General features: G+C 25.1%; 11 protein-coding genes, 1 tRNA gene and 2 rRNA genes. 10 read left to right on the forward strand and 4 right to left on the reverse strand.

Annotation, left to right across the window (positions count from 1 at the left end; translation table 11 throughout):
* The 8 genes from T364_RS0104815 to T364_RS10965 form a co-directional block, all read left to right on the forward strand.
* Nucleotides 1-118: ribosomal RNA gene (locus tag T364_RS0104815) — 23S ribosomal RNA — on the forward strand; the annotation flags it as partial.
* Between the two features lie 46 nt (nt 119-164).
* Nucleotides 165-281, forward strand: a 5S ribosomal RNA gene (gene rrf, locus T364_RS0104820).
* A 9-nt stretch (nt 282-290) separates the two neighbouring features.
* A tRNA-Asn gene (locus tag T364_RS0104825) sits at nt 291-366 on the forward strand.
* Nucleotides 367-2,282: 1,916 nt separating this feature from the next.
* Nucleotides 2,283-3,209: a signal peptidase I gene (lepB, locus tag T364_RS0104830; RefSeq protein ID WP_027128568.1), complete on the forward strand. Its 927-nt coding sequence runs from the start codon at nt 2,283-2,285 to the stop codon at nt 3,207-3,209.
* Nucleotides 3,210-3,220: 11 nt separating this feature from the next.
* Entirely contained in the window at nt 3,221-3,643 is a 423-nt protein-coding gene (gene rimI / locus T364_RS0104835) for a ribosomal protein S18-alanine N-acetyltransferase (protein ID WP_027128569.1), read from the forward strand.
* 11 nt (nt 3,644-3,654) lie between these two features.
* Nucleotides 3,655-4,182, forward strand: coding sequence for a Gx transporter family protein (locus tag T364_RS0104840; protein ID WP_027128570.1), 528 nt, complete (start codon nt 3,655-3,657; stop codon nt 4,180-4,182).
* A complete protein-coding gene (gene glmM / locus T364_RS0104845; RefSeq protein WP_027128571.1) occupies nt 4,179-5,540 on the forward strand; it encodes a phosphoglucosamine mutase in 1,362 nt (453 codons plus the stop codon). Before T364_RS0104840 ends, glmM begins: the two co-directional genes overlap by 4 nt.
* 222 nt (nt 5,541-5,762) lie before the next feature.
* Nucleotides 5,763-6,764 (forward strand): hypothetical protein, encoded by a 1,002-nt coding sequence (locus T364_RS10965; RefSeq protein WP_051532651.1) that lies wholly within the window; start codon nt 5,763-5,765, stop codon nt 6,762-6,764.
* Nucleotides 6,765-7,052: 288 nt separating this feature from the next.
* Here T364_RS10965 and T364_RS0104855 read toward each other — a convergent pair whose 3' ends face one another.
* The 4 genes from T364_RS0104855 to T364_RS11270 all read right to left on the reverse strand — a co-directional run bounded on the left by T364_RS0104855 (nt 7,053) and on the right by T364_RS11270 (nt 9,867).
* Nucleotides 7,053-7,901 (reverse strand): ATP-binding protein, encoded by an 849-nt coding sequence (locus T364_RS0104855; RefSeq protein ID WP_027128572.1) that lies wholly within the window; start codon nt 7,899-7,901, stop codon nt 7,053-7,055.
* Nucleotides 7,891-8,730 (reverse strand): P-loop NTPase, encoded by an 840-nt coding sequence (locus T364_RS0104860; RefSeq protein WP_027128573.1) that lies wholly within the window; start codon nt 8,728-8,730, stop codon nt 7,891-7,893. The genes T364_RS0104855 and T364_RS0104860 overlap by 11 nt, the downstream gene beginning before the upstream one ends.
* A gap of 11 nt (nt 8,731-8,741) precedes the next feature.
* Entirely contained in the window at nt 8,742-9,110 is a 369-nt protein-coding gene (locus T364_RS0104865; RefSeq protein WP_027128574.1) for a NifB/NifX family molybdenum-iron cluster-binding protein, read from the reverse strand.
* Between the two features lie 76 nt (nt 9,111-9,186).
* A complete protein-coding gene (locus T364_RS11270; RefSeq protein WP_245596618.1) occupies nt 9,187-9,867 on the reverse strand; it encodes a NifB/NifX family molybdenum-iron cluster-binding protein in 681 nt (226 codons plus the stop codon).
* A 243-nt stretch (nt 9,868-10,110) separates the two neighbouring features.
* Here T364_RS11270 and T364_RS0104880 point away from each other — a divergent pair, with 243 nt between their 5' ends.
* The gene (locus tag T364_RS0104880; protein WP_027128576.1) at nt 10,111-11,292 is read left to right on the forward strand and encodes a MalY/PatB family protein; all 1,182 of its coding nucleotides are present in this window, start codon (nt 10,111-10,113) and stop codon (nt 11,290-11,292) included.
* A 112-nt stretch (nt 11,293-11,404) separates the two neighbouring features.
* Nucleotides 11,405-13,468, forward strand: coding sequence for a sigma 54-interacting transcriptional regulator (locus T364_RS0104885; RefSeq protein WP_027128577.1), 2,064 nt, complete (start codon nt 11,405-11,407; stop codon nt 13,466-13,468).
* The last annotated feature ends 31 nt before the right edge of the window (nt 13,469-13,499 follow it).

Consider the following 13,499-nt stretch of genomic DNA (forward strand, 5'->3'; position numbering starts at 1 on the left):
CTGACTTTAAGATAAGTACTCTATAGACAACTTCGAGACTAGGAGTTAGATAGGTTGGGAGTGTAAGTGAAGTAATTCATTAAGCGGACCAATACTAATAAGTCGGAATCTTAATCAAGAGAAATTACTATGTAGTATTGAGTGTTTAAAAACTCAAAATATAAGTTGGCAAGAAAAGCTACGAGGGTACACCTAGTAACATACCGAACCTAGCAGTTAAGCTCGTAAACGCTGAAAGTACTTGGGGGGCAGCCCTCTGGGAGGATAGGAACTTGCCAACACTACCAAATGCTTCTTTAGCTCAGTTGGTAGAGCCCACGACTGTTAATCGTGTTGTCGCTGGTTCGAGTCCAGCAAGAAGCGCCATTTAAAGAATAACAACCTAGAAATAGGTTGTTTTTTTATTTTACAGGAACATATAATTTAATTATTTTTAATGAAGAATAATTAGAAACAAAAATGATACTTTTAAATAAAATAAAGATAATAAAGATATAAGAAATAAAGCTATAAGTTAGTTATTTTAAGATTAAAAATAATATTTTAGAATTTAGAAGAAATAATTAAATTTTATATAAGAAAATAATATCTTTTTATATAAAATATTATTGAGAAAAGATAAATAAAATATATAGATTATATTAGAATTTGAAGGGAAAGAAGTTAAAATAAATTTATTAAAATATTTTGCAGTTTTTAAAGTTAAATTAAAAATAACTTTATATGAAAATTATAAGGAAATGATATTTATTATAAAAATATAAATATAACTAAAATTAAAGAAATAATAAAAATAAAATAAATTTAGAATATATTAGAAATATTTGAAAGACAATAAAGAAATATAAATTTATAGTATAAAAAATCTAATTAATAAAATTAAAAAATAATAAAAAAGAATTTTAATAAAAATAATTAGAAATATTAAAAAAGAATAGGTATATGTAAAGTATAAGAAAGATAATAAGAAAAGAAAAAATATGATTATTAAATTAAGAAATTTATGAAAATAGTTAGAAATATTTTAATAATAAATTTGAAGAAAAAATTATAATAAATAATTCTTATAAAAAATATTTATTATTAATAAAAAAGGATTACTAGAGGAAAAAAATTAGAAAATATTGAAAATTATGATGAAATAAAATCTAAAGATAATAATTAATAATAAAAAATGAAAAAATTTAAGAAATAGATAATTTTTGAAAATATGATACTTAATAAATATTTGAAAAAAGTTAGGATATAAAAGAATAAAAACCAATAAATTAGATGTAATGGCTAGATATCAAATTAAGTATAAAAATTTATTTTTGCTAAAATATATTAATAAAAAAGTGAAAAGAATGTATGAAAGAAAAATTTAGAACTAGATAAAAAAAGTTAATAAGAAGAAAATTATAGAAAAAATAAGAAATTAAAATATAGAAATTGTAAAATAAATATCCAATTGAATTTATGATAGAAAAGTTGTATAAAATATAAAAAGAAAATAGAAAAAGAGTAAAAATATAATATCTTTAAAATTGAAGATTATAAAAAATTATGATAAAATACTGTATATGTTTGATGAAATTGTGAAAAACAAAGTTCTGTAGATGTATTAAGAGATGTAAAATCAATAGAGGGTGTTATTTAAAATAATGAGGATTAATCAAAATAAATTAAGAAATAGGGTTTGTGGATTGATGTTTCTATAAAAACCGATTAAAAGAAATAATAAATTGTTGACAAAAAGGTTTTAAATAATGTCTTATATAACAGCAATAAAAATAGATAGAACAAATAAAAAGGTTTATTGAAGAAAATACATTATAATTAGAAAATTTTATATAGAAGTTTGAGGATTGAGAAAAACTAGATAAAAATTTAGTTGAGTATATATTAGAATCAAATAGAAAGTGTAAAATAAAAAATAATGAAAAAGACATTATGATATAGCCGAAGTAAAAAACTTTATGAATAATGGGATTTGAAGTTAAGAAAAGTTAGATAAAAAATTAAGATATTTATATATTAAAGCCAAATAGAGAGTATAAAATAAAAGATAATAGAAAAGGTATCAAGATATAATTAAAGTATAAAAGTAAGGTTTTGAGGTTAAAAAAAGTTAGATAAAAAATTTAGGTATTTATATATTAGTGCCACATAGATAGTGTAAAATAAAAATAATAGAAAAAATATTTAGGTATGGTTAAAGTATAAAATTTTATAAGTAATAGAAATTGAAAATATGAAAAAATAATAAGAAATAGATATATATTAATAAAGGAGATAAAAAAGTGAGTAGAGAAAATTTTGTATTTAATATAGTATTTTATATAATTCTTACAGCGTTTTTTATATATATTTTTGTGAAAGAGAAGCAATTATCTAATAAAATAAAGGGATATGTAGAGAAAGTATCCAATGGATTTTGTAATATTTGTGGGATAGAGAAAGAGTCTTCAAGAAAAAAAGTATTTACAGTATTTAATGGAATAGAATCAATAGCTACAGCTATTATATTAGTACTTATTATTCAAAGATTTTATATTGGAAATTTTATGGTACCAACAGGGTCTATGGAGCCAACAATAATGCCAAAAGATAGACTTTTTGGAAATATGATAAGCTATAAATTTAGAGCTCCTAAAAGAGAAGAAATTATTGTGTTTAAAGAGCCTATCCAAAATAAAGTACTTTATACAAAAAGAGTTATGGGATTACCAGGTGAAACTGTACAGATAAAAAATAATCATTTATATGTTGATGGAAATATGATTGAGAGTAGAGAATATTCACCATTGGGAGAACTTGGAAATAATGTTTGGGTAATACCTAAAAAAGGTGATAAAGTAGAGATTATTCCTGGAATGAATTATAATGAGGCTTATATGGCTAGAAATATAAATGTTGCAAAATTACAGGAGATATTATTAGAAAATCCAGGAGAGGTAAAACAAGCTTTACCAATAATAAAGTTTTTAGTTAATGGAAAAGAAACAGGAATGATACTTGATTTAATCCATAATAAAGATATATTAGATTCACTAATGAAAGGAGAAACTATAAAATTAACATTAGAAGATGATTATTATTTAGCTTTGGGGGATAATACTAATGGTAGCTATGACTCAAGAATGTGGGGATTTGTAAAAGAGGATAGAATAAGAGGAAAAGCTTTTGTAAGATTTTGGCCTCTAAATAAAATCAAACTATTAAAGTAATGGAGATGTAGATGTTGATATTAGATTATGAAAATAGCTGTGAAGATATAGCTAGATTAGAAAAAGAGATATTTAAGTTTAGCTCTTATTCTAAAAAAGAGATAGAGGAAATGCTAGAAAATAAAAGTATGTATAAATTTATCTCTGCTAAGGAAGATGGAAAAATTCTTGGTTATATAATAATTTTTGACAATAGTGAATCATTAGAAATAATGAAGATAGGAGTAATCCCTGAAGCTAGAAAAAGAGGAATAGGGACACTATTAATAAAAGAAATGAAAAAAATGGAGAAGGATATTTTTTTAGAAGTTAGGGAAAATAATATGACAGCAATATCTTTCTATAAAGAAAATTTTTTTGTAGAAGTTGGTAAAAGAAAAAATTACTATAAAGATACAGGGGAAGCAGCAATTATAATGTGTTGGAATAGATAATGGAGAAGTCTATGGAGAAAACAAAACAAGATATAAGAAGAGAAAAATATCTAATATTATTAATTTTATTGTCTCTATATCTTTCATTGGCAGAAACACTTATCCCAAAGCCATTTCCTTGGTTAAAAATAGGATTGGCAAATATTGGGGGGATTATAGCCTTAGAAAAATTTGATAAAAAAATGGCTATTGAAGTAGTTATTCTTAGAATAATAATTCAAGGATTGATGCTTGGAACATTGTTTACTCCAGGTTTTTTAATAAGTTTTATTTCTGGAGTTACTAGTTTAGGAATAATGATATTTTTATATAAATTTAGAAATAAACTATCTCTTGTTTCTATAAGTATGGCATCAGCTTTGGTACACAATATAATACAGTTAATTGTAGTATATTTTTTATTATTTAGAAATATAAATATCAATTCAAGATATATAATTTTATTTGTGATTTTCTTTTTAGCCTTAGGCTGTATATCTGGTAGTGTAACAGGGGTTATAGGAGAAAAATTATTGCTTAGAAGGAGTGAGAAAGAATGAGAAAGTATTTTGGAACTGATGGAATGAGAGGGGAAGCCAATAGAGAATTAACAGCTGACAAGGCTATGAGACTTGGTTATGCTTTAGGATATTACTTAAAAAAAGAAAACCCTGAAAAGAAAAAATTAAAAGTTATAATGGGGTCTGATACAAGAATATCAGGATATATGTTAAGGTCAGCTTTAACAGCTGGATTAAACTCAATGGGAATTAATATAGACTTTGTTGGAGTTATCCCAACTCCTGGAGTAGCTTATATCACTCAAATAAAAGAGGCTGAAGCTGGAATAATGATATCAGCTTCTCACAACCCAGCCAAAGATAATGGAATTAAAATTTTTGGAAAAGATGGTTGTAAATTACCAGATGTTGTAGAAGAAGAATTAGAAAGTTATATGGATAATTTAGAAGAAATTATAAAAAATCCAATAGCTGGAGATGAATTAGGAAAATTTAAATATGCTCAAGATGATTATTTCCTATATAGAGACCATTTAAAATCAATAGTAAGTGGAGATTTTTCTGGAATGAAAATTATATTAGATGCAGCTAATGGTTCAGCTTATAGGGCAGCTAAAGATGTATTTTTATCTTTAGGAGCTGAAATTGTAGTAATAAATGACGCCCCTAATGGAAAAAATATTAATGTAAAATGTGGTTCTACTCACCCAGAAATTTTATCAAAAGTAGTAGTAGGTTATGAAGCTGATTTAGGTTTGGCTTATGATGGAGATGCTGATAGATTAATAGCTGTTGATAGAAATGGAAATATAGTAGACGGAGATAAAGTTATAGCTACTTTGGCTGTAGAGATGAAAAAGAAAAACTTATTAAATGATAATAGAGTTGTAACAACAGTTATGAGTAATATGGGGCTAGAAGCTTATCTAAATAAAAATGGAATAGTTTTAGTAAGAGCCAATGTAGGAGATAGATATGTTCTTGAAAAAATGAAGTTACAAGGATTAAATCTAGGTGGAGAACAATCAGGACATATTATAATGCTTGATTATGGAACTACAGGAGATGGAATTCAAACTTCATTAAAACTTGTTGAAACTCTAAGAGATGCTGGAAAATCTTTAGATGAAATAGTAAAAGATATAAAAGATTGGCCTCAAACATTAATCAATGTAAGAGTTGGAGATAATAGTAAGAAAAATTCTTGGAATGAAAATAAGAAAATAAAAGATGTTATTAGTGAAAAAGAAGTTGAAATGGGAGATAAAGGAAGAATCTTAGTAAGAACTTCTGGTACTGAACCTATTGTAAGAGTTATGGTAGAAGGTAAAGAAAAAGAAATGGTAGAAAGAATAGCTAGTGAAATAGCTGATGTAGTTAAAAATGAATTGGCATAGTAAAGATAAGATTTATCTAAAAATATAGGATAATATAAAAACTTTTGAATTACAAAAAATACAAGTTGAAAGCGTATTTTCTTTAAAATTTATATATTTTATTTATTTAAGAAAGTTTCTTGTATTGTTTACAAAATTACCTAATTTTATAAATTACAGATATATTTAAATTGATTAAAAACTTAATAATAAAATAAATTATTATATATGTGGGAGAATTTTATGAAAAAAATTTTATTAGGATTGTCATTAATATTTATTTTAGGTTGTTCTGATAGAACAGATAAAAATGGATTCTATATAACTGGAGAAAATAAAGGTATTCATAAAGAGACTAAAACCAAATATGATAAAGAAGGATATGATTGTTATGGTTTTAATAAAGATAAAATAAATAAATATACAGGAACTAATTACGATATTGATGGTTGGGATATCTCTGGATTTAATGAAAAAGGAATTAATAAAACAACAGGTTTTAATTTTAATGAAAAAGGAAATACACAAGAAATATTTTCTTATCCTGTAGATATATTTACACATGAAATGGTTAAAAAACCATATTTTTTAGATTCTTTTTCTGGTGGTGAAAAAGAGTATTTTAAAACAGATGATGATAAGTTTGAAGGAATAACTTATGTTGGAAAAAGTTATAGTTATGATTTAATTAATGTAGCTATTACAACAAAACTTGCAAAAACTTCTATGGAATTAGCAGAAAAGAGAAAATTAGAATCTGATTATAAAGTAGCTTATGAAAATATAAACAAAGCATTGGAAATAATTAAAAATAAATTCTATATAGATATTATTACAAATTATAGTCCGAGTAAGGAAGTTGAATCATATTTTATATTTACTTTTTTTTCTCCTCAAAAGGAACATGATTTAAAATCAGTAGAACTCTTAGTAAATGGAAATATAATTAAAATTGATAATTATTTATTGTATTCTAATAATATTGAAATTAATTATACACTTCTTACAGAAAAATTACCAATGTATCTAAATCAAGTAAAGATACCTGTTACAGACAATCTTTTTAATTTATTTGCTAAAATGGAAAAAGATAAAAAAATTGAAGTTAGAATCTTAACTGATATAGATAATAGATTTACTTGGATTAATAAAATAGAGAAAGATAAAGGATTACCTATTGGATTAGGAAGACATTACAAATTAAAAAATTCTAAAGATGTAGCTAGAGAAATTGTAATATTTTAGTTGTCTAAGATTTTGAAGAAGATACGAAAAAATTTCTGTAAATTCCAGATTAAATAAAAAAGTATTTGCTGAACAAACTTTTTAGAAAAAATAAAGCTATTAAATTTTTTTTATTGACATTTGAAACGACAAAAAAATAAACATTAATATTAAGGAACTGGAGAAGAGTGGATGTGGACTTCAAATAATGTATAAAGAAAGATTTTCAGAATAAAGTAAAAAAGAAAATATAAAAAGAACACTTTTTTCAAAAAAGAGAGCTGAGTAAAATATTTTACTCAGCTTTTTTTAATCTTTTTTCAATTCCTCAACCAATTTATCAAAACCAATTTTATTAAAAAATTCTTTCATTTCAGTAGAAGGAATTTTTTTCATATTTATACAATTAAAAATTTCTTTTTCAAAAGGGATTTTAACAGAGACTTTATAACCTTTTTCTTCTATAAAATTTTCTAATTTTTCTGAAATTTCATTAGATAAATCATATTTATTGATAATGAAATAAGGTTTTATTCTAAATTTTGCAATTAAATCTAATAATCTTTCCATATCATGTAAGCCAGAAAGAGTAGGTTCTGTAACAAGAACAGCTTTTTTAATACCTGTAATAGAACTTATAACATTACAAGCTACTCCAGGAACTCCATCTAAGATAATATATTTTTTATTTTCTTCCTCAGCAATTTTTTTAGTAGCTTTTCTAACCTCAGCCACTAATTTTCCAGAATTTTCTTCTCCTGGAATAAGTGAAGCATGGACTAATTTTCCATAAGAGGTATCTGAAATAATAAGACTTCCAGCTTTATTATCTACCATTTCAATAGCTCCTGTAGGGCAAATATATTCACAAACTCCACAACCTTCACACTTAGTAAGATTATCAATAGCATTAAATTTACAATATTTAAAACAAAGTCCACAATTATTACAAACTTTCATATTTCTTTTTGCTTTTTTCATTCCAAAGAATTCTTTTATTTCAATATCTTTAGGTGAAAATAAAATTTTTAAGTTAGGAGCGTCTACATCACAATCTCCAATTACTACATCTTCAAAATATGGAATAAGAGAAGAAGTAACAGTAGTTTTTCCTGTACCACCTTTTCCAGATATAACAACTATTTCATTAAATTTCATTATTTATCACCTCTGGAATTTTCTTTAAAATATTTTCAAAGATTTCTCTATATTGAGGTAGGGTATCACAAATTATTTCACCTTTAGAATAAGTTTTTGCAATATCCTTATCAAAAGGAATTTCTCCCAATATTTCAAAAGAATTTTTATTGCAATAATTTTTTACTTCTGTATTACCATCAATAGATTTATTTATTACAATTCCAAATGGAATTTTCATATCTTGTAAAAGTTCAATAACTAATTTCATATCACTTAAACCAAAAGGAGAAGGTTCTGTAACAATTATTGCAAAATCACTTTCTTCTACGGAAGCCACAGTTGTACAAGAAGTACCTGGAGGACAATCAATAATAAAATCTTTTTCAGGTGTAGTTTTGTATAGTTCTTTTATTATCTTTACTCCAGACATCTCTCCAATATTTAATTTTCCATATTTTATTGGTGAATTGAAATAAGTTTCTCCTACAAATATTTCACCAATTTCTCTTTTGCAATAATTTATTGCTCCAGCTCTACAGACAATTTTACAACCTCCACAGTCGTGGCAACTTTCTTCAAAAACTAAAACTTTTTTCTTACTAGGAATAATAGCATTAAATCTACAAAAATCTCCACAGTTACCACAAAGAATACATCTTTCCATATCTATTTCAGGATACATAGTATTTACAGGAAAATTTTTTATATTTTTTGGTTTTAAAAATATATGAGAATTTGGTTCTTCAATATCTGTATCAATTAAAAGAGATTTAGTAATAAAGGCAAGATTACTACTTACAGTAGTTTTTCCTGTACCACCTTTTCCACTTAAAACAGCTAATTTCAAGATACCACCTCTTAAGCTTTTCTAAGTCCCATTGGTTTTGGACTAAGGTCATATTTTTCTAAAAGATTTTTATTAAAAGCTTCTAAAACTTCATTAACTTTTTCATAGTTTCCAAGTTTATAAGTTGGTATTTCAAATTCATGTATAAGGGTAGCAGCCTTTGGTCCAATTTCTCCAGCAATAATTATTTCAACTCCATATTTCATAAGAGTTTTTACAGCCTTAAGTCCAGCTCCTGTAACCTCATCTTTAGCTTCATTTTCAATTATTTCATAATCTTTTGTTTCATTATCTATTATTAAAAAATAAGATGCTCTTCCAAATCTTTCATCAACTAATGAATTAAAATCATTTTCTTTTAAAGCTATTGCTAATTTCATAATTCCCTCCATAAAAATTAAGACTGTTACAAAGTATTGTTATAAAAATCTGTAACAGTCTATATTAAATTATATTTTATTCGTGGTCATGGTGATGATGAGCACAAGCAGAACCTTTAGAATATAATTCTCCTTCAAGGTAAACTTTTAATATATCTTCAATATTTCCACAAGCTCCTAATATAACTTCTCCACCATTTCCTTTTATTAAATCAATAGCTCTTTGTCCCATTCCACCTGTTATTACAACATTGATATTATTAGCAGCTATAAATCTTGGGAATACTCCAGGAGCATGTTCAGGAGCTACTAAAATTTCTTTATTAACTATTTCTCCATCTTTAATAGAAAATACTGCAAATTTTTCACAGTGTCCAAAATGTTCTTCTACAGTAACCTCGTCATTTGTTGGGAATCCAACTCTTAAAATTTCATTGTTCATCATATCATCTCCTATATTTTCTTCTGTATATTCTAGGTGTTCATTTTTTAGTTTAATGGCTTTTTGATGTAATAAACCTTCTAATATTTTTTTTCTTCCAGAATTTAAAAGTCTTTGAATAGTTCCTCTGGAAATTTTCATTATTTCAGCAGTTTCAATTTGACTTTTTCCCTCATAGTCACAAAGTCTTACAGCTTCAATCTCATCTATTTCAATTTGGATAATTTCCATTTGAGATAGAGGAATTCCTGTTGGTTTAAATATTATTTCATTAGCTAAAGCTCTACAACATCTAACTTTTTTACATCTAGGCATACAAATCTCCTAAAAATTTATATTGTGCATATGCACAATATAATTATATAAATTATTTTTTTATTTGTCAACAAAAATTATTGGTAAAACAGGAAACCATTTTAACCATATTTTTTAATAAAATAAAAAAAATTAGTAACATAAAATGAAAAAGTGTATAATTATAATATAGATATAAAAAAGTAAAATGGTATAAATTTTGCTAAATCTTTTAAGAAAAAATAAAAATAGGGAGGCTTATTAATGAAATATAATTTTAACGAAAAAATTGATAGAAGTAAAAATCATTCAGCTAAATGGGAAGAGCTAGAAATGAAATTTGGAAGAAAAGACTTAACTCCTATGTGGGTAGCTGATATGGATATAAAAGCTGCTCCAGAAATAGTTGAAGCAATGAAAGAAAAAGTTGAACAAGAGATATTTGGTTATGTATATAGACCAGCTTCTTATTATGAAACAGCTGCTAAATGGGTAGAAAAAAGATTTGGATATACTATATCTCCAAACTCTTTAATCCATAGTCCAGGTGTTGTACCAAGTATGTCTATATTAGTGAAAATGTTTACTAAACCAAATGACAAAATTTTAATTCAATCACCTGTATATCCACCATTTGCTTCATCAGTAAAAGACAATGGAAGAACATTAGTAGAAAATAAACTTATAAAAGATGAAAAAGGATATTATACAGTTGATTTTAAAGATTTAGAAGAAAAATTATCTTCTGGAGAAATCTCTTTATTTATTTTATGTAGTCCACACAATCCAGTAGGAAGAGTTTGGTCAAAAGATGAATTGAAAAAAATGGGAGATTTATGCGTAAAATATAATGTAAGAATTATTGCTGATGAAATTTGGAGAGATTTAATTATGCCAGGACATAAACACACTCCATTAGGTTCAGTTAGTAAAGAGATAGAGGATATAACTATTACATTATTTTCACCTACAAAAACATTTAACCTAGCTGGACTTCAAGCTTCTTTTGCTACATTCCCAAGAGAAGAAGAAAGAAAAGCTTTTGATACAGTATTAGGTCAAATGGACGTTAAGAGAAATAATCCATTTAGTTTAGTGGCTTTTGAAGCAGCTTATGAAAAATGTGAAGATTGGTTAGGAGAATTAATCGAACATATAAATGGAAATTTTGATTATGTAATGGATTTTGTAGAAAAAAGATTACCTAATGTAAAAGTTTACAAACCAGAGGGAACATATTTAATGTGGTTAGATTTTAATAATATAGGAATTCCTCAAGATAAAATTCAAAGTTTCTTAATTAATGAAGCTAGAGTTGCTATGAATGAAGGTGGAAGCTTTGGAGAAAATGGAAAAGGATTTGGAAGATTAAATGTAGCTTGTCCTAGATATATGGTAGAAGAAGCTATGGAAAGAATAGAAAAAGCTATTAAAAATATAAAATAAGTTTAAATATTATAGGGGCTATTGTAAGGGTTATACAATAACCCCTATATTAATATGTGATATTTTTATTATTTATATGTTATAATTAAAGAAAATTATAGGAGAAATTATTATGAAAAAAAGAATTTCAATAATAACTAATGCAAAAGAAATAAGAAGTGCAATGAAAGAACAAGTGGAATTTATATTTGATGGACTTGTTGATTGTGATATTTATAGTATAGAAGATGGTTCTATTAATAATTTAAAAAAATCTGATTTGTATCTTCTTTCAAGTAGTGCCTATGAATTTTTAGATGATAAATTTTTAAAAAATAAAAATATTGTAATAGCTGATTTAACATTAACAAAAGAGAATCTTAATTATTTAAAGAATTTTCCTAATAAGACTAAGATTATATTTTTTAATGTAAGTTTTAAAATGGCTATAGAAACAATTTCTATGATGTATCACTTAGGAATAAATAATATAGAGTTTATTCCAGCTTATCCAAATATGGAGAATTTTCCAGATGGAGAAATAATTATGACTCCAGCAGAAACTCAATTACTTCCAGAAAATGTAAAAAATAGAAAAATAATTGATATTGGACATAGAATATTAGATACAAATACAATAATAGAAATTGCTTTGAAATTAGAGTTTGAATATCTTTTATATTATAAAAAGATAAAAAAATATTTAGAAACTGTAGCTACTAATGATTACAGTTTAAATAAAATATTAGAAAGAGCTACTCAAGCTGAAAGTCAATTTTCTATCCTTATGAAAACAAGTAAAATTGCCATTTTAGGAGTTGATAAAGATAATTATCTTTGTTCTTGTAATGAGGCAGCTGAAAAGATATTGGGAAAATCAAGTAATAATTTAATAGGAAATAATGCTGAAGATATTTTACCATATATTCCTTTTAGAGAGGTAAGAGAAAATAAAGAAGAAATTAGAGAAAAACTTATAAAAATAAATGAGGAATATATTAATTTGAATATAATTCCTATAATAAAAGCAGATAATTATATGGGAGCTTTTGCTATTTTTCAAGAATTTAAAGAAGAAGAGAAAAAACAAATAGAACTTAGAAGACAACTTTTAAATAAAGGACATAAAGCAAAATATACTTTTGAGGATATAATCGGAGAAAATGAAGAAATAAAAAAATTAAAAGAAAGAGGAAGAAAGATTGCTCAAAAAGATATAGATATTTTAATAACTGGAGAAAGTGGAACAGGAAAAGAATTATTTGTTCATGCTTTACATAATTCTTCTAAGAGAAAAGAATATCCATTTGTAGCTATAAACTGTGCTGCTATACCAGAAAATCTTCTTGAAAGTGAGTTATTTGGTTATGAAGAGGGAGCTTTTACAGGAGCTAAAAAAGGTGGAAAGATAGGACTTTTTGAATATGCTCATAAGGGAACATTATTTTTAGACGAATTAGAGGGAATGAGTCCAGCTTTACAAGTAAAATTATTAAGAGTTTTACAAGAAAAAGAGATAATGAGATTAGGTGGAGATAAGGTTATAAATGTAGATGTAAGAATTATAGCCACTACAAATGAAGAGTTGAGAGATTTGATAAAACAAGGAAAATTTAGAAAAGACCTTTATTATAGATTAAATGTATTTCCATTTATAATTCCCCCATTAAGAGATAGAATAGATGATTTATATCTTTTAACAGAAAAATTTATGAATGAAAGTAAGGGAAACTTTAGATTTTCATCAAAAGCAAAAGAAGCTTTTGAAAAATATAATTGGGATGGAAATATTAGAGAATTAAAAAATTATATAGAATATTTAAGTTTTTTAGATGAAGAAATTATAGAGTTTCAAGAACTTCCACCAGCTATAAAAGAATATTATATAGAAACTACAGAAAAAGAAAAGAAAGATATTGAAACCAAAAAAGAGGAAATTCTAATAAATTTATTTGGAGATAGATTTGAGGATTATTTATTTGTTTTGAAAAAAATAGAAGAAGCTACAAAAAATGGCGAAAGTAGTGGTAGACAAAGATTAAGTGAGTTGAGCAAGAAACATAGTGTCTATTTAACAGAGCAAGAAATAAGAAGTATTTTAAAGAAACTGGAGAACCTAGAATTTATAAAAGTTTTTAAAGGAAGAAAAGGAAATATAATATCTGAGAAAGGAAAAGAGATATTAGAAAAATATTAATAGGTAAAATAGGTAGATAATTCTACCTATT

This window comes from Fusobacterium perfoetens ATCC 29250, assembly GCF_000622245.1.
GTDB lineage: Bacteria > Fusobacteriota > Fusobacteriia > Fusobacteriales > Fusobacteriaceae > Fusobacterium_B > Fusobacterium_B perfoetens.